This is a genomic window from Pseudoalteromonas lipolytica (assembly GCF_900116435.1).
GTDB classification, from domain to species: Bacteria; Pseudomonadota; Gammaproteobacteria; order Enterobacterales; family Alteromonadaceae; genus Pseudoalteromonas; species Pseudoalteromonas lipolytica.
Genome location: NZ_FPAZ01000010.1, coordinates 148,293 through 169,737, shown reverse-complemented (window position 1 = coordinate 169,737; position 21,445 = coordinate 148,293). Strand labels below are relative to the sequence as shown.

Sequence of the window (21,445 nt, the reverse complement as noted above, 5' to 3'; positions counted from 1 at the left end):
AGTATCCATATTGAGCTTATTCCTATTAAAATGGACACCATAATGTCCATTTCAGGCTAAGTGAGCTTTCTGCTGACTCATTACTATTGTGTAGAACCAGTGAAAAAATGGCAAAGCTATATTGACAGAAATCGTGCTCGATAAAGCCTTTCAAAACTGCTATTTTTAAACCCTAACAGCAGCATAAAAACGGCACTGTTTTTCCATTGCTAACCACTAAGATTTCGTAAAAGCCATAGACAAGTGGTGGGCAGTTTGGTGGGCAAACAGGCATTTTTGAACGGTTTATTCTCGGTAAGTTATTGAGTTTGTTAGGGTCTAGGCCGCTACTCAATGAGCAAATTCAAAATGTTGAGCGTACAAGGTTGGCTGAGCGAAACGCAGATTTTCAGAAGAATCGATTACTTATTACGCAAGTCGTATCTGTGCAAATTCCGTTATTTATTTTCCTATCCATTTTTTGTGCTTTTTACATTAACAATAAGCTGTTTAAACCGCTTAAGAGATTACTTAAAAATACCGAAAAGCTAGAAAAAGGCGAAATACCTGATCGTATTGAAAAATGTGACACCAATGAAATTGGCTATTTACTTCGACGTTTTCATCGTATGAGCAACATTATTTACAGGCGCACCAACAAATTAAGTTTTTTGGTAAGTCATGACCACCTTACAGGTGTGTTGAACCGAACAGAGCTTGACCGTCAATTAAAATTCGCCATTAGTGCAAGCTCAAAGAACAATAAGATGGCTGTTATATTTATCGATATTAATCAGTTTAAACAATTAAACGATCAATACGGTCATGTCATTGGTGACAAAGTGCTTGTTGAAGCTGCTAAAAGAATAACTGGCGCTGTGCGTGCTGATGATGATGTATATCGTTATGGCGGTGATGAATTTATTATTGTGGCTCACCACCTCAGAAAACTAAGTTATATTGATGCGATGATCAAGCACTTGCTCGATAAGTTCAACAGCCCCTTTGAGGTAGAGCAGCATAACTTAAAAGTCACTTTAAGTATTGGTATTGCTGTCTCACCCGATCACACAACTGACCATACACAATTATTAAAATTTGCTGATCAGGCAATGTACGAAGCCAAGCAAAGCCAGTTACACACATATAAAATTTTTCAAGGAATTGAGGGAGATAACTGAACTTATTCAATGCTTATTACGTACAAATTTGCAAAAAGCTCAGTCGCTATGTATAAAAAACATACATTCATTTAATTAAGGTGCCCTATGCATATTTTATTAACAGGTGGAACAGGCCTCATTGGAAAGCATTTGTGCCCATTTCTTTTAAACCATCACAAAGTCACAGTACTGAGCCGAAATCCTATTCAAGCCAATGTATTACTGACTCATCAAGTGCATGCTGTAAAGTCGTTGGATGAGGTTGATTTTGAAGATATAGATGCAGTGATAAATTTGGCTGGCGAGCCTATTGTTAACAAACGTTGGAGCGAGTCACAAAAACGCCGTTTGCTCGACAGTCGAATAAACCTAACATTGCAAATATCTAAAGCGATTAGCCGGTGTGAAACGCCTCCTCATACCTTTATTTCTGGTAGCGCCATTGGTTTTTATGGTCGTCAAGGCGACAAACATATAGATGAGGAATTTAATGATATATACCCAGAATTCAGCCATGTTCTTTGTCGAGATTGGGAGCATGCTGCCACCAAAGCGCAATCAAGCAAAACCCGTGTTTGCTTGCTGAGAACGGGTGTTGTTCTTGCCAAACAAGGTGGCGCACTGAGTAAAATGTTACCTGCATTCAAGTTTGGTTTTGGTGGGCCTTTAGGGCATGGTCACCAAGGTATGTCTTGGATCCATATTGACGATATGATTCAGCTGATTTTATTTGTACTGACCCACGACGACTTGCATGGGCCAATTAATGCCACAGCTCCAAATCCAGTTGATAATAATGAGTTTAGCCAAACATTAGGGACGGTACTTTCACGCCCCGCCATGCTCAGAATGCCTAGTTGGTTACTTAAGCTGATGATGGGTGAAATGTCAGACTTACTTATCCATGGTCAGTTCGTCATGCCGAATAAATTACTCGCGCATAACTATCGCTTTCATTACCCTGAGCTAAAACCAGCGCTGGAAAGTTTGAAACTGTAAAACATTGATAAGTAAAATTAAATTTGTATAAACCTTTACTGTACACTGTTATGCAGAAAGGTTTCCAACTATCATGGCAAACCAGCGACGTACCAAAATATACATGTAGCTACGTCTTCATGGTTAAACTGTGGTTTAGCGTATGAAGCTCATTTGTAACCCATTCTTTGTCTAAGCACTGTTCTAAATTAAGTTCTGCAAATCTTAAAAAATTACGTGCAGCATGAGATAAATGCCGATCTGTCCGAACAACAAAATACCAATGACTTGCCAGCTGAACATCAACAACATTAAGCATACAAAAGCTTTTATCGTGTGCTGGCAATACATGACGAGACACAACACCTAATCCCATTCCAGAACCGACGGCAACCCTAATAGCCTCATTACTTGCCATTTGCACGGTGTCACTAAGTACAAAGCCACGGCTTTGTAACTCACTTTCGAATAACATGCGTGTCGCCGAACCAGGCTCACGCAGTAAAAAGCGCTCAGTCATTAAATCATGCAGTGTTACGTGTGAAGATTTAGCCAGTGGGTGATTCATCGGGGCGATAAACACTAAGGGATTTTGTAAAAAACGCCCTGCTTTCGCGTGCTCAAGCGACGGTGGATGACTAAATACATAAATATCATCTTCACCTCTTTCAAACCGAGCCAATACTTCGGCCCTGTTTCCTATTTCTAATGGAAGCTCTACATGCGGATGTAAATTACTGTATGGCCCTAATAGTTTTGGCAGGATGTATTGCGCTGTATTTACAATCGCTATTTTGCAACGTCCCCGCTCACCGCCTCTCAATTCCACCAAATAATCTTGATAATCGTCAAAATGACCAAACACTTGCTGACAAGTTTGAAATAAAGCAAACCCAGCTTCGGTAATATGAATACGCTGCTGGTTAACCACAATGAGAGGCTCGTTTACAGTTTCTTGCAGTCGCTTTATTTGCTGCGATACTGTTGGCTGCGTTAAATGTAATTGCCTTGCCGTTTCACTAATTGAACGTGTTTTAACTACACACATAAACACTTCTAATAGCCGAAAAGAAATATGTCGTAAGTCCACAACCCCACCTCATAGATAAAAACCTATATGATGGTAGCATTCATTTAATTATTTACTATGTGTTTTTTTATTTAGAATAGCGGCGCTTTTAACTAAGAGGAGAAAAAAGTGCCTGATATTGTTGTCATGTTTTTTGTTTTAGGGTTAGCCGCAGGTTTATTACGATCTGATCTAAAAATTCCGCAAGCAACTTATGAAACTCTCAGCCTATTGTTAATGCTAACAATTGGTTTAAAAGGTGGCATGGTGCTACACGGAAATATACATTGGCAATTATTACCTGAAATGGGATCGGTATTGTTACTCGGAGCGTGTATCCCTCTTCTACTTTACCCCGTGCTCAAACGCTTACTTAATTTATCGGTCGCAAACAGTGCGAGTATTGCAGCACATTATGGCTCGGTGAGTGCAGGTACATTTGCTGTTGCTTTGGCGTACGCCGAATCAAATTCACTTGTGGTAGGTGCCGAAGTAACCCTGTATCTCGTCATGCTAGAGCTGCCGGCCATTATTGTTGGCTTATTGCTTTATCGCCGACTAGGTAATAAAGCCTCTGCAGGTAACCTATCGCTTAAGGCGCTGTGGCATGAAACCTTAACAAACAAAAGTGTTATTCTGCTTGTGGGTGGCGTTATTATCGGCATGATGTATGGTACACAACAAGGCAGCCAAGTTACGAGCTTACTAACCAATAGTTTTAAAGTTGTATTAGCCTTATTTTTACTTGAAATGGGTCTTATGGCAGCACAAACATTACGCCCTATTCCATGGCATCATTGGCGCTTAGCGTTGTTTGCACTTATTACACCCAACTTATTAGGTGCTATTGGTGTTGGGGTTGGCACCGCATTGCAGCTTGAGCTTGGCTCAATCGTAATTTTAGGAAGCTTAGTTGCTAGCGCATCTTACATTGCAGCACCTGCTGCGATTAAAGCAGCAATCCCCGATGCAGATATTGGCTTAGCTATGTTAAGCTCGCTTGGGATAACCTTTCCGTTTAATGTATTAGTCGGTATAGGTTTGTATCATCATATGGCATTACTAATCTCATAAAAAAGTGAATTTAAACATCACTTTATGAATGCGATTTGGACTAAAGTCGTTTAATATAAAGAAAAAATGTGCAAGGACTTGCTATATGTTTGATCAATCTCTCAGCACAGAGCAACAGCATGTGAGTAACATTTTTAAGCGCTTATGTGCTGAATACAATGTGCAAAATAATGCAGAACTTGAGCACCATTTATCATTACAAAGCGGATTTAGTGAGCACTGTATTTTCAGTGCCACCATCCCTTATTCATTAATTGATAAAACGAGTAAAGCAACACACGTGAGTTTTGACTATTTACTTAATGGTCAAAATCAACACACGGTGCAATTAAGTAATGACCAATTAAAAGCGATTAAGAACGGCATTATCAAAAGTATCAAAAAAATGTCTATGGCTGGCTTAATTAAGGGTGAAAATCACAATCAAGAAACACTGGGTGAGCTGGCAGAAATTCATGTAGAACAGATTGAAAACGAGTTAAAAATACAAAGCCAAGTTAAATAACTTGGCTTTTTTAATTCTTGCCTTTGTATAACTCATTATAGATATCGGCAATATTATTTTGTTTATCATAGTAGCGCTGCAATTCGCCCAGCGATAAATCTTTTAACGCATCATCAGTAAAATCGATTGGTTCGGCAAATTTAAAGTTGGCTACATTTGGCGACTCGCCTAGTAAAGCCGCAATTTCACTTTTTAAAGCTTCGGCTTTATTAAATAATTTGAGCGCTTTATTTATATCGGTTTCATTTTCAGCCTGAATGGTACACCAAACGACTTCAACCGATTTGCTTCTTATTTGATCTTCAAATATGTTTTTACGCGCAATTAGCCATGTACTCGCTATAAGCAAGATAGCTAAAACGGCAATTGCACTGTAAATTAGTTCAAGCATCACGTTCCCTCGGTAAACTAAATGTTACTATACACCCAAACTTGGTTCGTAATACATCAGGAAAAAGCATTATAAATGATAGTACGAGGCTGATATATAAGAAATATCTGATTCGCGCCCAATCTCTAGTGTGGCCAACTTGGACTCACCAAAAATTTTAACTTCGTTTTAAGCAAACTGGGGAAAAGCATCACCACAGCTAAGGCAATACTAATGTAAAGGACGACAAAACTGTAAATGTAATGAATATAGGCGTGCTCGGCTTGGATATCCAAGACAACAAATTTAAACCATAAAATAAAATGAGATAAAGCAATAATGATTGTTAATTTGAGCACACAAAAAAATAATAAGCCAAATTTATAGCTAAGCTTTTCGTGCAGCTTTACTAGTATATACATACTTAAGAAGCTGGTTACACTCAAACTAAGATAAACATTTTGTACATTGTCAACTGCATGGTTTTCTTCGATGTATGTTAAAGCGTACTCCATTAATAATGTTGTAATCATATATTTAGTAACAACAACAGCAATAGTTAAGAAATCACTAAATAGCTCTTTATCTTTTAATGCTCGAAGCATTGACAGTACTAGTGCAAGTAGATATGACAAAGAAATTAGCACTTGGTATGAAAATACTTCTCTATTTTCACTGACCAATAATGCCTTATTATATAAATCTGCTAAGAATTCAAACATAGATTACCCTTGGTACCAACCATTAGGATATTACTATGTAGTAAAAAAAACCAGCTATTTGAGCTGGTTATTTTGAATAGTCTATTGTTTAGTTTGGCTTTTTTTCTTTAATGATAACTATTCCGCCAGAACCTTGTAGCTCTTCTTTTTTCTTCTCTCTGATAATAACGATACCACCAGAACCCTGTAGCTTTGTAGTATCAAAACTTGTTGCTGGTGCTGCGTCGAATGCTAAAGTAGATAGTAATAGGGCTGATAAAGTCATTTTTTTGTTCCTTCATTGTTAAAGATGCTGTTTCTTAGCAAGTACTGCGCCACTTATATTGCTATTTTAGTAACACAACACTCTTAATCTCTATATAAGCATAAAAAACAATCAATAGGCTATTTTTTGTTCTGCCTTTGTTGGTAAAATAGACATTCCCTAACACCTTTACGCTTTGCTCTATAAACTAATAAGGCTCTATGCCATAATTCTGTTAACTAATAAATTTAATGGTAAGCGCACATACGCTTAGCAAGGTTTAATGCATGGCATATCAAGAACAACAGCAACCAACAATTTACTGGCATGACTACGAGACCTTTGGCGCCAGTCCGCAAAAAGACCGCCCGAGTCAATTTGCTGGCATACGTACCGATCTTGATTTAAATATTATTGGTGAGCCGCTTATTGAATATTGTAAACCCGCGGCAGACTATTTACCGCACCCAGAGGCGTGTTTAATAACCGGCATTACACCACAAATAGCCATGCAAAAAGGACTGCCTGAAGCCGAATTTATGGCAAAAATTCATGCCGAGTTTAGTCAGCCTAACACCTGTGTAGCTGGCTATAACAGTATTCGCTTTGACGATGAAGTAACACGTTACAGTCTATATCGTAATTTTTATGACCCTTACGAGCGAGAGTATAAAAACAATAATAGCCGTTGGGATATTATTGACCTTGTTCGTGCTTGTTATGCGTTGCGACCAGAAGGTATTGAGTGGCCATTAAAAGATGATGGCACACCCAGCTTTAAACTTGAGCATTTAACTGTTGCTAACGGCATAGAACATGCCGCAGCTCACGACGCGTTAAGTGATGTTACTGCAACCATTGCGCTTGCAAAGCTTATAAAAGAAAAACAACCCAAGCTGTATCAATTCTTTTTTGGTTTACGCTCTAAAAAAGCGCTGGCTGATTTAGTTGATGTGTTCAACATGACACCGCTGGTACATACTTCATCACGCATACCGGCAAGCCAAGGCTGTACTAGCTGGATAGCGCCAATGAGTTTTCATCCAGTCAACAAAAACGCCATCATCTGCTTTAATTTAACAGATGATCCGCAGGTGTTATTAGATTTATCGGTTGAAGAGTTACGGACACGCCTTTACACCAAACACACCGACCTTGGCGAAAACGAGGCCCCTGTCGGCTTAAAGCTAGTTCACTTAAATAAGTGCCCTATTCTTGCGCCCGCTAAAACACTATTACCAGAAAATGCCGCACGCCTAGGAATAGACCGCGAAAAGTGTTTGCAAAACCTTGCTATTTTAAAAGCCAATACTGAACTTCGCGACAAAGTAACCGAAGTATTTAACGAACAACGTGACTACGGTGAAACACATAACCCTGACTATCAACTTTATGATGGCTTTACGAGTCATGCAGATAAAGCCAAATTTGCCATTATTCGCGATGCAAGCCCTGAGCAACTGGCCACAATGCAGTTAGATTTTGAGGACAAAAAGTTTAATACCTTGTTGTTTAGATACCGTGCTCGCAACTGGCCACACACCTTAAGCCAAGACGAACTTGCACAGTGGCGTATGTATTGCCAAAATAAATTAATGCACGGCGATGACAGTCCTTCTATTAGCGCACACGATTTTATGATTACGCTCGAAAATTTAGCTCATGAGCACGACGATAATGAAAAAAATCTGCACATTTTAAAAGCACTGTATAACTACGCACAAAGTATGTAATATAACCATCAATTACCATGCTTTTTGTAAAAATGGCACCTTATAAGATTAAACCGTTTATACAAAAAGCAATGCTCTAACATTATATAAATAAAGGAATATTTATGAAAAAAAGTATGCATTTCACCCTATTTGTCATTTTATTCATTGGCATAAGCCATGCCTACTCTTTTGAATCCAAAATGGATTTCGAAACTTACATACGCGCTTGTATATATAAACCTGATGCTAGCTATATGGGTCAGTGTAATGAGATGGGAGTAGATTACGAGAAGATTGATACAACACTTTATTCTGAAAATAATGATTCAATCTCATTTTCTACAAATGTCATTAAATCTAGGGCAGTTATATTTAAACAGTTCCACCATGACTTTATAATTAATTGTAATGCTTGCTCAGCACCAACAAGTGTTTCTGATACTTTCAGTGCCTTCACTCGCTTTAAAAAAGCTTTTGAATCAAGTGCATTACATAGCGCATTTACTTCCACAGTTGTAACCAGAAATAACCGCAATACCTCAGAGCCAAGTGTGCAAAATAATGGAACAAGTTTCAGTGAAGACTTCAAAAACTTTGCAAGCGGAACTATAGATTTCAAAGATGTATTTGCATCCTTGTTTGATAGTGGAGACCAAAATATCGTCTTAGTAAAAGACAGTCGCGGCGAACCTTTTGCACTAATAGAGATAAAAAATGGCAAATATAGCTTAGTCGCAGATTTAACGAAAACAGTTAAGAACTCAGATGGTTCAACACTCTTCAATGCAAACCTAAGTACCAGTAATACACAACCTTTTGTAGATATTGTCTATGGGGGCTCACTTAATATAGGCACTCATTGTAAAATTGCCTTTACGAGAGCTGAAAATGAGCAAAGATTAGTCTCGCAAGTTAGCTGCTATTAAAATAGTTTTTATAAGAGTTCACATGTGCCTAGCAATGCTAGGCACTATTTATGACCAATACCCCATTACTTTTTATGCAACGCCTCAATACGTGCTAATAAACTAGAGGTATCGTATCGGCCGCCGCCTAAGGCTTGTACATCGGCATAATACTGGTCAACTGTTGCCGTCATAGGCAACGTTGCGCCGTTCGCTTTTGCCTCATCAAGAGCAATGCCTAAATCTTTACGCATCCAATCGACTGCAAAGCCAAATTCGTACTCACCTGCCCACATTGTTTTGTAGCGGTTTTCCATTTGCCATGAACCTGCGGCACCTTTAGAAATTGTTTCAATTACTTTTTCACCATCAAGACCAGCTTGTTTAGCAAAGTGAAGTCCTTCAGCTAAGCCCTGTACTACCCCGGCAATACAAATTTGGTTCACCATTTTGCAAAGCTGACCTGAACCTACTTCACCTAATAGTTGGCTAAAACGACTAAAAGCAGCCATGACAGGTTGCACAACACCAAAGTCAGCCTCTGCGCCGCCCACCATCACCGTAAGAACACCATTCTCTGCACCAGCCTGACCACCAGACACAGGGGCATCTAAAAACGCAATACCTTGTTGCTTAGCTTTAGCACCCACTTCACGAGCGACTTCTGCTGAGGTCGTTGTATGGTCAACTAAATAGCTACCGGCTTGCATGCTAGCCAGTACACCATTTTCGCCGTACACCACTGAGCGTAAATCATCGTCGTTACCAACACACATAAACACAATGTCTGCGTCTTTTGCCGCTTCTTTTGGCGTTTCGCTGTAGTGACCTTGATATTCTGATACCCACTTTTGTGCTTTCGCTGTTGTGCGGTTATAAACAGTCACGTGATGACCTGCGTTAGCAAGATGACCCGCCATAGGGTAACCCATGACACCTAATCCGATGAAGGCGACTTTCATTGACATAAAACTGACCTATTTGAGTGATAAATTAGTAACAATTTCATTATCTCAATCGAATAACTAAAAAGCGAATGAAAAAGCGTTCATTAATTTTAAGTAAGTTAAAAACACACAGGTAAAACATGGATAGTATATATCGTTTTAATGCCCAGCTTGCGTCTGGTGAAAATTTTAGCCTTGCGTCGCTACAAGGCAAAACAGCTCTTATTGTTAACATTGCCAGTAAATGTAATTTTTCGATGCAAATGGCAAGTCTCGAAAAACTCTACAACACATATAAAGACCATAATTTTACTGTGCTGGGTTTTGCCTGTAACCAATTTGGTCATAATGAGCCACTCGAAGGTGGAGAATTATTAGCGTATTACCAGCAACACTTTAATGTAAGCTTTCCTCTTTTTAATAAAGTGCTCGTTAATGGGCCTGAGGCGCATCCGTTATTTAATTATTTAAAATGCCATACACGTGGAATTGCGCAAAACCGCGCAATTAAATGGAATTTCACCAAATTTCTTATAAACTCAGAAGGTCAACTCATTGCACGGTACGCCCCGCGTACCAAACCTGAAACCCTCAAAATGGTGATAGAGAGTAATTTAAATGATAAAGCTGGCCTTATTCAGTGCGCAAAAATATGAGAAACCCTTCTTTGACAATAACTCAACTAATTACAGTGAGTCTGTTTCTCTGAGCTTCATTGAGCAATCACTGAATATAACAACCGCACCATTAAGCAAAGGTTTTGATGCTGTATGCGTGTTTGTTAACGATACCGTTGATAAACACGTCATTTCTGCTTTAGCGAACGATGGTGTTAAAGCCATTTTATTACGCTGTGCTGGCTTTAATAATGTTGACCTTGAAGCCGCCAAAGAGCATGGAATAAAGGTTTGCCGCGTACCCGCTTACAGCCCAGAAGCAGTTGCAGAGCATTGTATTGCGCTCATGTTGACACTTAATCGCAAAACACATAAAGCATTTAATCGCGTTCGCGAAGGCAACTTTGATTTAAATGGCTTACTCGGCTTTAACCTATTTAAAAAAACCATTGGCATTATTGGCTGTGGTAAAATTGGCTTAGCACTGGTAAATATTTTAAATGGTTTTGGCGCTAACGTTTTAGTGTATGATCCTAATGTAAAAGCAGGGCCATTTACGCTATGTGACTTAGATACCCTACTCACGCAAAGTGATGTCATTTCTTTGCACTGTCCACTAAATGAGCATACCCATCACTTAATTAATGAAGCTGCATTTGAGAAAATGAAAGAAGGTGTCATGTTAATCAACACCTCACGCGGTGCGCTACTAGACAGTAAAGCCTGTATCAATGCGCTAAAATCAAAAAAAATTGGCTATCTGGGGCTTGATGTTTACGAACAAGAATCAGAACTGTTCTTTAAAGATCACCGTGAAGAAATTATGCAAGATGACATTTTTTCTCGCTTAGTCAGTTTCCCAAACGTACTTGTTACAGGCCACCAAGGTTTTTTCACTCAAGAAGCCCTTAACGAAATAGCTTGCACCACACTGCAAAGTGCTAATGAGTTAAGCCAAGGCTTGCCACTGACTAATGAAGTTATTTAAATGCGCTTAACTCTATGCGCTTAAAATAATTCTATGCGCTTAAAATAGTTCTATGCTCTTAAAATAACTCTATGCACTTAAACAATAAGGGCGTAAGGTTTGCGCCCTACGCCTTTTAAACAAGTGACTCTCGAATTAAAGCTGATCGTTTTATTTCAACAGTGCCACATTCACGAACACTGCGGTCATCAGTAACGGACACACAAAACGAATGTACTGAGCGAACCAATAATGTGGGCCACTCGACACTTGGTGTAATTTGTTACCACGTTTCCATAACCAACCTACAGTAATGAAATAAAACAGCCCCATCAGCGGTAATTGGTATTGTGTTAATACCATAATCACTAAGCCAAATAACCAATCAAAGTTAAGAATGATCAAAGATGAAGCAACAAACACAACTAAGGTCACAAATAACGTGGCTTGTTTACGCTCAATGCTGTGATTTTCAACTAAAAATGCGACAGGGATTTCAGTTGATGAAATAGTTGAGGTCACCGATGCAATCGACATCAACACAAAAAACAACAAGCCAACCAGTAAGCCTACTTGCCCCATAGTGCTAAAAAGCTCAGGTAATATTGCAAAAATTAATTGCCCCTCACCGACTAGCTTACCATTACTGAATACCTCAACGCCGTTGTGCTGAGCAACAAAAATGGCAGGAATAATTAATAACCCTGCTAAAAATGCCACACCCGTATCAAGCAATGCAACCGTGCCTGTAAGTTTTGGTAAGTTGGCGTCTGGCTTTAAATATGAGCCATATACCATCATACACCCCACACCTAACGACAATGAAAAGAACGCTTGCCCCATCGCGGCAATAATTAAGTTTGCATCGAAAATTTGACTAAAATCAGGGACTAAATAAGCAGCAAAGCCATCCATTGCGCCATCAAGGGTGGCAATATAAGCAATTAAAGCCACCAGCAACACTAACAATAGTGGCATTAAGCGGCGTGACCAGGTCTCGATACCCGATTTAACCCCTTTTAAAATAATACTGGCTGTTAAGATAAGCATGAGTGGCGTAAACACAAAATTGCGCGCCATTGAATCACTGTGTAAAAAGTCACTGAGCTTAGCTAAACCAAAAAAGCTAGCGATTGGTTCAAGCGCATATGCGAGCATCCAACCTGCAACAATCGAATAAAAACTTAGCATCACAATGGCGCCAAATAGGCCTATGTAACCCGCTGCGGCACCGACTTTTGGCGAGGTATCTTGCCATGCACTTGATAACGCTTTAACAGGATTTGCTTGCGCTTGATGACCTAAATACAGTTCCGTGTACAAGGCTGGAAGCGCTAATAAGAAAATAACAATAAAATAAACAAGTAAAAATGCACCGCCGCCATGGTTTGCCGCTTGCGTTGGGAACCCCCAAATATTACCTAAACCTACTGCCGCACCAGAAGCGGCGAGAACAAAACCAATACGACTTTGGAAGCCGTCACGAACTTGTGCCATACATCTACATTTCTGTTATTATTTTTCCTCATTAAACCATAATTACAGTCAACTGCGTAAACAATTTGCGTTTGTGTGTGCCTGCAACCGTGCATTTGCTGTAAAAATAAACAAATCTAATTCTGAGTATATGCGAAAGCCGCAAACCATGAGCAGTCACTATTTTTCTAACACTTTAAAAATTGATTCAGCAGTAAGTTCAGCTGATAAACAAATCGTACTTGTGGATGCTTCACATATCGATATTAGTACCCTGCCGGTTAGTAAATTACTCAGCCAGTTTGAGCAAAGCGTACTTGCAAAGCGCAAAGTACAAGCAGCAAAACAAGAGTACATTGCCACACGGTTAACACTTAAGTATTTATTAAAACTCAGCGTTCCAGCATTTAAAAACACACCTCTTTGCGACATTTCAAGCCAATTTGATGACGCAGACAGCAAGCTTAAACTACACACGCCTGAGGGTGAGCCCATTTGGGCCTGTTTATCGCATTCGCGTGGTTTTATCGGCGCAGCACTCAACCCTGAGCAACATAAATTTGGTTTCGATATTGAACACTGCACAAAAACACGTCCCTTTGTAAAACTTGCCAAACACTTTTATCACCAAGAGGAAGTCAACCTAATTAGCGCCTTTAACGATATAAACGAGCAAGCTGGGTGTTTTTTTAGAATTTGGACACTCAAAGAAGCGTTGGCCAAAGCAACTGCACAGCCTATCGCTAAGCTCTTGAGCCCAAATGTGTTTGAGGAAATTGAAAAACATAGCTTGACCGCATCAAGCCGAACCGTAAATGATTTTGATATTAGCGTGGTGGCACAAAAAAGCACTGACTGGCAGTGCTCTTTTATGACATTTGACGACTTACGCCGCGTTTTGGCTTTCTAATAAACGACTATGAATAGCTTGAACAACAAGGTCAGACTCACTCTGCTCAACTAAAAAGCACAGGTTATGTTTACTTGCACCATGGCAGATTAAGCGAATATTAAAATCACTCAATACCTGCATTAAGTTAGTTTCTTGCTGACGTAATTGAATTTCTGAACCAATTAATGCTACCAACGTTAAGTTATTCTCAACCGATACATGACAAAACTCAGAGAGTTTATCTAAACAGGCTTGATCAAGCTCTGGGCGTGATGCGTTAGGTGCGTTATCTAAGGTAATTGCCACACTGATTTCAGAGGTTGTTACTAAATCAACCGAGATATTAAACTCACTTAAAATAGTGAAAACACGCGCTAAGAAACCACTGGCTAAAAGCATTTCTGGGCTTTTAACCGTTAAAAGAATTTGGTTTTTACGCTGTGTGACTGCTCGAATACCAGGCTGCTCTGACTTTTCTTTTTCAATCCATGTGCCCCCTAATTGCGGTTCACGGCTTGAGCCAACAAACACGCTAATATGGCTGCGACTTGCCGGTAAAATAGTCGCGGGGTGCAATACTTTTGCCCCAAATGTTGCCATTTCAGCTGCTTCGTCAAAGCTTAGTCGAGCAATAGGCGTGGCTTTTACACATAAACGCGGATCTGTACTGAAAATACCCACTACATCAGTCCAAATATGCACACTTTTAGCGTTAATTGCTTCTGCAAGCAATGCCGCGCTGTAGTCAGAACCACCACGGCCTAACGTGGTTGTTTGGTTGTGCTCATCACTGCCAATAAAGCCTTGGGTTACCACAACTTGTTCTGCTAATAAGGGCACTAAATGTTTTTGTGCTGCCGCGGCTGTTGCAGCAATGTTTGGGGTAGCTTTTGCAAATTGACTATCTGTTTTTAAGACTTTACGCACATCAAATCGCACAGCATCTAAGCCCTCACCACGCAGTACTTGAGTAAATAAATAAGATGACAAGCGCTCACCAAAGCTCAGCAGTTCATCTTGCTCTGCGGCCGATTTAGCCCCTGCTGCTGCAAGCGTTTGAAATGCTTTTAAGGTTTCATCAAAGCCATGAGCTAAATCAGCATCCAGCGACAGCTCGGCTAAAATATTTTCTTGAATAGCAATAACACCTGTGATGTGTTCATCGCGCTGTGCTGCGCTTAAATCACCTTTACACAGTGCAACTAAATGATTGGTTACGCCCGCACTTGCACTCACTGCAACAACGCGTACTTGATTATCTGCGCAGACAATTTCTGCACAACGACTCATGGCGTCAAAGTTAGCTACACTGGTGCCACCAAATTTTGCAACTACATAATCTGATTTCGAGTTGGCGGCTAATTGGGTATTCATGTCGTCTCCTTTTGTGGGTAACAATCCACATTAATTCAAGAAGAACTCGGCAAGGGGTGCTTTGATAAAAAAGAGTAGTCCACTGCCAGAAGCTCTCCACCTAGTTTGGTGACAGTTTTGAGGATTCAGCCCCATAAACCGAAAAATAACCGCGACGACCGATTACTTTCCTCGGCGAGTACTTCCCTCTTTAATGGTCATTGGCAATCGTCACCTCACATTAAATACCTAAGTATCGCACCTCTTCTGAATGTTAAGTTAACACCTGGTTAAAATAACAAAGCCTGCTATAAAAAGCAGGCTTTGAAACTTATCGTTTAGACGTCTAGCTGTCAAGTATTAAATAAAACTTCCCGCTAGGTATGAGCCATAATAACCCGTTGTATAAGCTATTAATAAATACAGCGACATTTTTAAATAACTCATAAACGTTAATGCTTTTACTTTACTCATTGCGATAATACCCGCTGCAGAGCCGATAATAAGCATTGAGCCTCCCACACCTGTTGCATAGGTAAACGATAACCATTGCTGAGGGCTCATAACAATATCGGCTTTCAGTAATGCAGCCGTTAGCGGCACGTTATCAACCGCAGCCGACAACAAGCCCATTAAGTAGTTTGCATACTCAGGCGCCATAAGCTCATATAAGTGCGTAAATTTAGACAGCATACCCACTTCTTTAAGCGCACCTACGAGTAGCAATACACCCACGAAGAATAAGAGCGTGTCGTATTCAATTTCACGAATATAATCAATAATTTTTTTGTTAACGTCTTTCTTGCGCATTAAAAATTGCGCCACTAAAAACATTAACGACAAACCAAATAAAAAAGTTAATAGTGGTGGCACACTATAAAGCACACTGAGTGTTAGGGTTGCGATAATCGTCGAGAAAAAGATCACCGCAATGGTGATGTCGGTCTTTTCTATGCGGCGGGCAGCTTGTTTTTCGAATACGACATTCCCTGACATCCCCGTAGATAGCATAACAGCCAATAGCGCCACACTTGCAAGTGAAGGCACAATAAGCAATAACAAGTTACCGATGGTGACTTTCTCATCAAGGAAAATCATTAAGGTCGTTACATCACCCGTAATAAGTGATACCCCACCAGAGTTCACACTGAATACAATGAGGGTCGCGTATTTTATTAATTTTTTAGGATCAAGTTTTAGCGACATCACAACTGCAAGCGAAATTAATGTTGCTGTGATATTGTCGGAAATAGAAGAAAACAAAAACGCAAAACCACCAATCAAAAACATCAGCTTTCGTTCGCTGATTTGATTTGGCATAATTTTGTGAACAATATTTTGAATAAACCCTTTCGAGTTTAAATAAGCAACAAAGGTCATAGCAGCCATTAGGAATAACCACAAAGTAGCAATTTCTAAAATATTGTGATCAAGTTGATGTTGTATAGTTTCTGGGCTTTGCCCATGAATTGGAGAGATAAACAAGATAATCCAGCATAAAGTGCCAAAAAAAAGCGTCGTTTTGGCCTTGTTTACATGGATAATATCCTCTATAACGATAAGCAAAAATGCCACCGCTATCAGGGTTAGGATAAGTGGGGTTACCATGGTGTTTGAACAACCTTTATAAAAATGTAAAAATTGTAAGTCGAGTGTTTCGGCGCGGATTCTAGCAGCATCTAAGTCATAAAACTATTCTCAATTACATAAATTACTACTAAACGCTAACACCAAAATTTTGATTTACTGGAGCCGTATGATCCCAGCTAAAAAGTTATTAAATACCCTTACAGAGCATTGGGGGGTGTTAGAACTCTTATTTAAACGTTTTAAGATGGCTGATTTCAGCTTAAAAGACGTACAAAATGCGATAAAACAAAAACAGCCAAGCTGGTCAAATGAACGCATTTATAAAGAAACAAATCGTTTATTGAATCAAGATATTATTATTCCACTGGCAAAATCTTCGCAATTAGAAATCAACCGCGCAATTGCTGACTTTGCAACCTTTTTATTGCAAGAAGAACATTTGGGTTTAGCACAAGAGATCAACGTATTAGTTGATGACTTAGCACGCTTGGGCAACCGCTTAGCAAAAGCCGGAGAAATTGAAGATTACGACGAGCTGCGTCGCTTTAGCCGAATTATGGATGATCGGGTTCGCAAAATAATGAAACTGTTTAGCCATAACGAAAACGCTATTTTAAATATTGTTGAACAAGCTAAAGCTAATAACGCAGTACAATCGCTACAAAAACGCTATCAAGCTGTTATAGAAGCGTTTGACGAATACATAGAGCCAATGCTTGAAATGGTTGATATACGCGGCGATTTCCATGCTTGTTTTAACACCATTGAAACGCAAATAAGCCTTCAGATTGAACAAATTGATCGGCTCGGAAAGTCATACCAAGACAAACGCATGCTTGAGCAACTTCGAACGCGTATTTTAGAAATGCATTTAGTGGGTCGCGAAAGCCTGCGTAAAAGTGCTGATATGCTAATGCCACTGCGTGAAGAGCTGCGCCGTAATAACTTAATCACCCGCCAAGCAGCGAAAGTACTTGGGCTTGTGCGTAAAAATGGCGTTGATAACATGCTGAGCGCCGTGCAACCTAATTTTGTCTCTGATTCACAACGCTTTTCACTCGGCCAACAACGCCATATTATCGCCTATATGGCAGGTTTAGTTGACTTTGAGCACGATGAATACGAGCTACCAGAGCATCAAGATGTGCCGGCGTACCAAAGCCCTAATATCCCCGATTACAACGATGTAAAATCACAGTTTAAAAAGCGCTTCAAAAAGGCCACCAAAAAGTCACAACCGCTGCTTAGTTTCTTAGATGAAAGCTACCCCGACCTTGACGCTGACGAAATGCTGTTTTTATATCAAAAACTCATTAGCGATGGCGACCTTGAAATCAGCCAAAGCCAAGAAAAAGTAAAAATAAAGATTGCCCAGCAGCACTTTTCACTCTACCCGTTTAATTCATCGCCTGCTGATGACAAACAAGCAACAGAGCAATAACTATGACAGATATTAATTTAGATGATTTAACACATCTACAAGCGATTAATAAAAAGCTCACCTCAGGCTATCACATTAGCGAGCAAGACACCTTAATGTGGCAAGAGCTTGATCAACACATTGATGCTTATCGCGCCCTATTCAATGCACTCGGTCATGATTTACAACACGATAGCCGTGGCTATTACTACTTTGGCAGCGATGAAAGCACACCTAATATGGGCAAGATCTCGCGCGCTATTGCACTGACTATTTACATTTTGATTGAACACTATGCCAACACAGGTAAAGACCCGATGCGCGCTTTGTTCGACGAGGTTAATGACTTAGAGCTCATGCAAACCCTTGTGCAAATTAATAAACATTTGTTTGATCAACTTGAAATTTTCTCTGGCTCAGATTTACGTAAAGATGTGTATCTACGTATGGTGCGCTTAGGACTTGCCCGCGAAGTTGAAAACGGCTTTATGCTACAAGCCCCTATTTATCGTTATATCGATGCATTAATGGAAGTAAACGAAGAAACCTACCTAGGAGATGACGAATAATGCAAAGCCAAAGCCTATACGGACTCAGTAAGCTTGCGCTATTAAATACCGCTGGCTATGCAAAATGCGTGATCCCGCTTGATAAAAGTAGCTCGATTTGTGCCCCTAACAATACCGGAAAAAGCTCTGTTATTAATGCCCTGCAGTTTCCGCTAATTAATGATTTACGCCTTACCGAGTGGGATGGTCACGATTTAGATGAAACCCGAAAGTTTTATTTTTCATCCGACCAATCATATATATTACTTGAAGCCGACTTACCAAACGGCCCAGTGGTCATTGGGGTTGCTGGTTTGGGTAAAATTGCAGGGTTCGCACATCAGTTTTTTTGCTATCAGGGCAAACTACACCTTGACCATTACACCCAAGGCAAAACTATTGTTAAGTTCACTAAGCTGTTTAATCATTTAAAAGAGCAAGGATTCAATCCTATTGAACTTAAAGCACAAGAGCTCAACGCCCTTTTAACTGGTGGTGCGACGCCGTTTGATGGCGATATCAATTTAAAAATGATCCCGCTGAATAACGTACAAGACTCGGCAATTTACAAAGAAATCTTCCGCCGTATTCTTAACTTGCACAAGCTCGGTGCCAGTGATGTTAAACGCTTTATGCTGCGTGTGTTTGAGCGTCATATGTCAAACTCTCGGGTAGACTTTTATGAAGTATGGCGTCGCTCATTCGACAAAGTAAACCGTGCCAAACGCGAGTTAAAAGCCCTTGAATCAATGCAAGAGCCTATTGCAGCCCTTGAATCTATGCTTGAAAATCAAACCGTATTAAAAGGTAAACTGGCTGCGTACGCACCTAAGATTGACCAAGCTTTAATTGACTTTGAAAGCTATCAACAAGAGCAGCTAACAGAGCTCAATCTTGCCCTTGAAGATATCGAGCACGAAAAACACGAATTTGAACAAAAGCAACAGTTATACATTCAACAGTCTCGCGATATTGAACGCAAACAAACGCAAATTGAGCAATGGTTTTTAGACTACCGAGCATTAAAATCTGAGTTTGAACTGGTTAATAAAGCCACTTTAAAAGTAAGCCTTACTCAGCTTAAGCAGGACTATGAGTCGCTGTCGCATTCATTAAACAGCGCACAAGGGCAAAGCTTACACACGCTTGATTACCGCATCAGCGAAACACAAAAGCAAATTAAAAGCTTAAAGCTGCAGCTGAAAAACTTAGAGTTCAACCTCTTTACTCGTATGCGTGAAGACTTGTCTTTAAAAGAAGTTGAAGAAATCTCGCGTATTCTCAATCCCGATATTCTCTCGTTTGCAACCACCAGCAATGGGGATGTCGAGATTACTGACGAAGATGCCTTTGGGGAATTTTTAGAGCAATTATCAGCCAACGTAAAAGGCGGTATTCTTACCCTACCGGGTGCAACGATTAAGCTCAAAAAGCTTAGCCCAGTGCAAATGCAAACTGGCGAAAACAAAGAGCAATTAACCGCACAATTAGCCGCACTTGAAAACTCATTAAAAGAGTTTAAACAACAGCGCGAAGTTGCTGCCAATGTCGCCCAAAAGCAAAAAGAGAAAGACGCGCTTTATGATGAGCTAATGGCCTCTGAAGAAGCGTTAAAACGCTTTGAGCAATTTGAAATCATGCAGCAATCTGTTGATGCGCAAACCCTGCTTAAAGAGCAGCTAAATGCTGAACGCGAACAAGTGGACGATTACCTGCAAGATATCCAAAAAAACAGTGGGTCAATTAGTGATCGTCGTTCAATTATCAAATCGAAAAAAGATCTACTCGCCCGCCAAGCTGACCGCTTACGCCAAGTTAAGTCGGAGCGAATTGACCATACTCTCGATTTTTACTCGGGCAAAGTAACGCCGTACATGATCGAAATCAGCATTGATTTTGATAACTTAAGTGATCTCATTCATCATTTTAATAAAGATTGCCAAGAGCTGAGAAACTTTGATATCAACGTGCGCAATACCTACATGCATATTTACAATGCAGGAATTACAAAGTTCGATAACGAAAACGATGAGTTCACTAAGTACGAAAAACTAATAAGCGCGTTTCACAATATTGATAACGAACGCGATGCGGTTGAGCGCCAAGGCCGAGTTGCCCTTACCGAAGTAGCAGCCACCATTAAAGGCCTGCGTGAAGACCTAGATCGCCTTCGCCGCGAAATGAATAGCTTTAACAAAGGCATTAGTCAGCATCGTATTTCAAACTTACAAGCCTTTAAGATCAATGTGATCCCGCGAAAAATGTTGGTTGATAGCATCGACACCATTATCAGTACCTCAAACCAGTTTGAGCAAGGTGATACTCTCGATTTATTAAGCCAAGAGCCGTACAGTGAGTCGGCAGTAAACGAAGCAAAAGATCATTTAATTAAGCTCGCTTCAGATAAAGCGGGATTAACACTGACCGATTTATTTGATATTCGCTTTGAGGTAGTAAACCGTGCAGGTGAAACAGAGCACTTCGAAAAAATTGACTCCGCGGGCTCTAACGGCACACGTATAACAATTAAGTTACTATGTGGCATGCTGTTTATTCGCTACCTGTTAAGTGATCAAGAACAAAACTTATACCGTATCCCTATTTATATTGATGAAGCGGCGGATATCGACCCACAAAACCAAAAAGCAATAATAGAAACCGCATTGAGTTTTGGCTTTGTGCCAATTTTTGCATCTGTTAAGCCACAAGTGAGTTGTGACTACATCGTACCTATTCGGACAGTAAAAGATGGGGCACAAAACTGGGTCGATGAAAAAGACTGGATTGAGGTCGAACACAGCGCCTAATCACATAAATTAATAAATGATTCAGTCAAGGATGACTATATTTACATTCTATTACATTACTTTTTTTGAAATGTGCCATAGTAACTAAATAATCATTCAGTTGA

General features: G+C 40.0%; 20 protein-coding genes and 1 riboswitch. Of the genes, 12 read left to right on the top strand and 8 right to left on the bottom strand.

The features are described 5' to 3' along the window. The first annotated feature begins 302 nt into the window (after positions 1-302). Together BM378_RS12525 and BM378_RS12520 are read left to right on the top strand one after the other, a co-directional pair. Positions 303-1,160, top strand: a complete 858-nt coding sequence (locus BM378_RS12525; RefSeq protein WP_177222588.1) for a GGDEF domain-containing protein — start codon at positions 303-305, stop codon at positions 1,158-1,160. Positions 1,161-1,247: 87 nt separating this feature from the next. Next, positions 1,248-2,141, top strand: a complete 894-nt coding sequence (locus BM378_RS12520; protein ID WP_036967749.1) for a TIGR01777 family oxidoreductase — start codon at positions 1,248-1,250, stop codon at positions 2,139-2,141. A gap of 109 nt (positions 2,142-2,250) precedes the next feature. Here the strand turns inward: BM378_RS12520 and BM378_RS12515 are convergent, their stop codons facing one another. Next, entirely contained in the window at positions 2,251-3,210 is a 960-nt protein-coding gene (locus tag BM378_RS12515; protein WP_036967747.1) for a LysR family transcriptional regulator, read from the bottom strand. Between the two features lie 108 nt (positions 3,211-3,318). Between BM378_RS12515 and BM378_RS12510 the strand changes: the two genes are divergently transcribed. Continuing rightward, positions 3,319-4,263 (top strand): sodium-dependent bicarbonate transport family permease, encoded by a 945-nt coding sequence (locus tag BM378_RS12510; protein WP_065978525.1) that lies wholly within the window; start codon positions 3,319-3,321, stop codon positions 4,261-4,263. Positions 4,264-4,348: 85 nt separating this feature from the next. Continuing rightward, positions 4,349-4,768, top strand: a complete 420-nt coding sequence (locus BM378_RS12505; RefSeq protein WP_065978526.1) for a hypothetical protein — start codon at positions 4,349-4,351, stop codon at positions 4,766-4,768. A 10-nt stretch (positions 4,769-4,778) separates the two neighbouring features. On the opposite strand, the gene BM378_RS12500 is transcribed toward BM378_RS12505, so the two are convergent. From BM378_RS12500 to BM378_RS20420, 3 genes are all read right to left on the bottom strand, one after another. Beyond that, positions 4,779-5,159, bottom strand: a complete 381-nt coding sequence (locus BM378_RS12500) for a hypothetical protein (RefSeq protein ID WP_074989319.1) — start codon at positions 5,157-5,159, stop codon at positions 4,779-4,781. A gap of 125 nt (positions 5,160-5,284) precedes the next feature. Then, positions 5,285-5,860 carry a hypothetical protein gene (locus tag BM378_RS12495; RefSeq protein WP_074989318.1) on the bottom strand — a complete coding sequence of 192 codons (576 nt, stop codon included), beginning with the start codon at positions 5,858-5,860 and terminating at the stop codon, positions 5,285-5,287. Between the two features lie 88 nt (positions 5,861-5,948). Next, positions 5,949-6,125, bottom strand: coding sequence for a hypothetical protein (locus BM378_RS20420; RefSeq protein WP_162898040.1), 177 nt, complete (start codon positions 6,123-6,125; stop codon positions 5,949-5,951). Between the two features lie 266 nt (positions 6,126-6,391). On the opposite strand from BM378_RS20420, the gene sbcB reads away from it, so the two are divergent. After that, positions 6,392-7,837, top strand: coding sequence for an exodeoxyribonuclease I (gene sbcB / locus BM378_RS12490; RefSeq protein WP_074989316.1), 1,446 nt, complete (start codon positions 6,392-6,394; stop codon positions 7,835-7,837). A gap of 104 nt (positions 7,838-7,941) precedes the next feature. After that, positions 7,942-8,745 carry a hypothetical protein gene (locus BM378_RS12485; RefSeq protein WP_036967734.1) on the top strand — a complete coding sequence of 268 codons (804 nt, stop codon included), beginning with the start codon at positions 7,942-7,944 and terminating at the stop codon, positions 8,743-8,745. Between the two features lie 65 nt (positions 8,746-8,810). Here the strand turns inward: BM378_RS12485 and BM378_RS12480 are convergent, their stop codons facing one another. Next, positions 8,811-9,692, bottom strand: coding sequence for an NAD(P)-dependent oxidoreductase (locus tag BM378_RS12480; RefSeq protein WP_036967732.1), 882 nt, complete (start codon positions 9,690-9,692; stop codon positions 8,811-8,813). Between the two features lie 119 nt (positions 9,693-9,811). Between BM378_RS12480 and BM378_RS12475 the strand changes: the two genes are divergently transcribed. Together BM378_RS12475 and BM378_RS12470 are read left to right on the top strand one after the other, a co-directional pair. Further along, the gene (locus tag BM378_RS12475) at positions 9,812-10,327 is read left to right on the top strand and encodes a glutathione peroxidase (protein WP_036967730.1); all 516 of its coding nucleotides are present in this window, start codon (positions 9,812-9,814) and stop codon (positions 10,325-10,327) included. Continuing rightward, positions 10,293-11,276 (top strand): 2-hydroxyacid dehydrogenase, encoded by a 984-nt coding sequence (locus tag BM378_RS12470; RefSeq protein WP_074989328.1) that lies wholly within the window; start codon positions 10,293-10,295, stop codon positions 11,274-11,276. Before BM378_RS12475 ends, BM378_RS12470 begins: the two co-directional genes overlap by 35 nt. A 150-nt stretch (positions 11,277-11,426) precedes the next feature. Here the strand turns inward: BM378_RS12470 and BM378_RS12465 are convergent, their stop codons facing one another. Beyond that, positions 11,427-12,752, bottom strand: coding sequence for a sodium-dependent transporter (locus BM378_RS12465; RefSeq protein ID WP_036967729.1), 1,326 nt, complete (start codon positions 12,750-12,752; stop codon positions 11,427-11,429). A 148-nt stretch (positions 12,753-12,900) separates the two neighbouring features. Here BM378_RS12465 and BM378_RS12460 point away from each other — a divergent pair, with 148 nt between their 5' ends. Continuing rightward, entirely contained in the window at positions 12,901-13,641 is a 741-nt protein-coding gene (locus BM378_RS12460; protein ID WP_074989314.1) for a 4'-phosphopantetheinyl transferase family protein, read from the top strand. On the opposite strand, the gene lysC is transcribed toward BM378_RS12460, so the two are convergent. Both lysC and nhaD read right to left on the bottom strand, forming a co-directional pair. Beyond that, positions 13,618-14,997 carry a lysine-sensitive aspartokinase 3 gene (gene lysC / locus BM378_RS12455; protein WP_074989313.1) on the bottom strand — a complete coding sequence of 460 codons (1,380 nt, stop codon included), beginning with the start codon at positions 14,995-14,997 and terminating at the stop codon, positions 13,618-13,620. The two genes, BM378_RS12460 and lysC, sit on opposite strands and share 24 nt — an antisense overlap. A gap of 81 nt (positions 14,998-15,078) precedes the next feature. Further along, a riboswitch (Lysine riboswitch) is annotated at positions 15,079-15,251 on the bottom strand. Between the two features lie 85 nt (positions 15,252-15,336). Next, positions 15,337-16,584, bottom strand: coding sequence for a sodium:proton antiporter NhaD (gene nhaD / locus BM378_RS12450; protein WP_074989311.1), 1,248 nt, complete (start codon positions 16,582-16,584; stop codon positions 15,337-15,339). Between the two features lie 148 nt (positions 16,585-16,732). Between nhaD and BM378_RS12445 the strand changes: the two genes are divergently transcribed. From BM378_RS12445 to BM378_RS12435, 3 genes are read left to right on the top strand one after another with little or no spacing between them, the layout of a single operon-like run. Next, complete coding sequence (locus tag BM378_RS12445; protein ID WP_036967717.1) at positions 16,733-18,007, top strand: MksB family condensin complex protein; 1,275 nt, start codon at positions 16,733-16,735, stop codon at positions 18,005-18,007. A gap of 2 nt (positions 18,008-18,009) precedes the next feature. Beyond that, entirely contained in the window at positions 18,010-18,555 is a 546-nt protein-coding gene (locus tag BM378_RS12440) for a condensin complex protein MksE (RefSeq protein WP_062564547.1), read from the top strand. Then, positions 18,555-21,341 carry an Mks condensin complex protein MksF gene (locus BM378_RS12435; protein WP_074989309.1) on the top strand — a complete coding sequence of 929 codons (2,787 nt, stop codon included), beginning with the start codon at positions 18,555-18,557 and terminating at the stop codon, positions 21,339-21,341. Before BM378_RS12440 ends, BM378_RS12435 begins: the two co-directional genes overlap by 1 nt. Positions 21,342-21,445: the final 104 nt, after the last annotated feature.

What these genes read in the sequence shown, in the direction of transcription:
- BM378_RS12480 (WP_036967732.1), bottom strand. Translation starts at nt 9,692, where the DNA reads ATGTCAATGAAAGTCGCCTTCATCGGATTAGGTGTCATGGGTTACCCT.
- BM378_RS12500 (WP_074989319.1), bottom strand. Translation starts at nt 5,159, where the DNA reads ATGCTTGAACTAATTTACAGTGCAATTGCCGTTTTAGCTATCTTGCTT.
- BM378_RS12465 (WP_036967729.1), bottom strand. Translation starts at nt 12,752, where the DNA reads ATGGCACAAGTTCGTGACGGCTTCCAAAGTCGTATTGGTTTTGTTCTC.
- nhaD (WP_074989311.1), bottom strand. Translation starts at nt 16,584, where the DNA reads ATGGTAACCCCACTTATCCTAACCCTGATAGCGGTGGCATTTTTGCTT.
- sbcB (WP_074989316.1), top strand. Translation starts at nt 6,392, where the DNA reads ATGGCATATCAAGAACAACAGCAACCAACAATTTACTGGCATGACTAC.
- BM378_RS20420 (WP_162898040.1), bottom strand. Translation starts at nt 6,125, where the DNA reads ATGACTTTATCAGCCCTATTACTATCTACTTTAGCATTCGACGCAGCA.
- BM378_RS12505 (WP_065978526.1), top strand. Translation starts at nt 4,349, where the DNA reads ATGTTTGATCAATCTCTCAGCACAGAGCAACAGCATGTGAGTAACATT.
- BM378_RS12435 (WP_074989309.1), top strand. Translation starts at nt 18,555, where the DNA reads ATGCAAAGCCAAAGCCTATACGGACTCAGTAAGCTTGCGCTATTAAAT.
- lysC (WP_074989313.1), bottom strand. Translation starts at nt 14,997, where the DNA reads ATGAATACCCAATTAGCCGCCAACTCGAAATCAGATTATGTAGTTGCA.
- BM378_RS12520 (WP_036967749.1), top strand. Translation starts at nt 1,248, where the DNA reads ATGCATATTTTATTAACAGGTGGAACAGGCCTCATTGGAAAGCATTTG.
- BM378_RS12445 (WP_036967717.1), top strand. Translation starts at nt 16,733, where the DNA reads ATGATCCCAGCTAAAAAGTTATTAAATACCCTTACAGAGCATTGGGGG.
- BM378_RS12495 (WP_074989318.1), bottom strand. Translation starts at nt 5,860, where the DNA reads ATGTTTGAATTCTTAGCAGATTTATATAATAAGGCATTATTGGTCAGT.
- BM378_RS12440 (WP_062564547.1), top strand. Translation starts at nt 18,010, where the DNA reads ATGACAGATATTAATTTAGATGATTTAACACATCTACAAGCGATTAAT.
- BM378_RS12475 (WP_036967730.1), top strand. Translation starts at nt 9,812, where the DNA reads ATGGATAGTATATATCGTTTTAATGCCCAGCTTGCGTCTGGTGAAAAT.
- BM378_RS12460 (WP_074989314.1), top strand. Translation starts at nt 12,901, where the DNA reads ATGAGCAGTCACTATTTTTCTAACACTTTAAAAATTGATTCAGCAGTA.
- BM378_RS12485 (WP_036967734.1), top strand. Translation starts at nt 7,942, where the DNA reads ATGAAAAAAAGTATGCATTTCACCCTATTTGTCATTTTATTCATTGGC.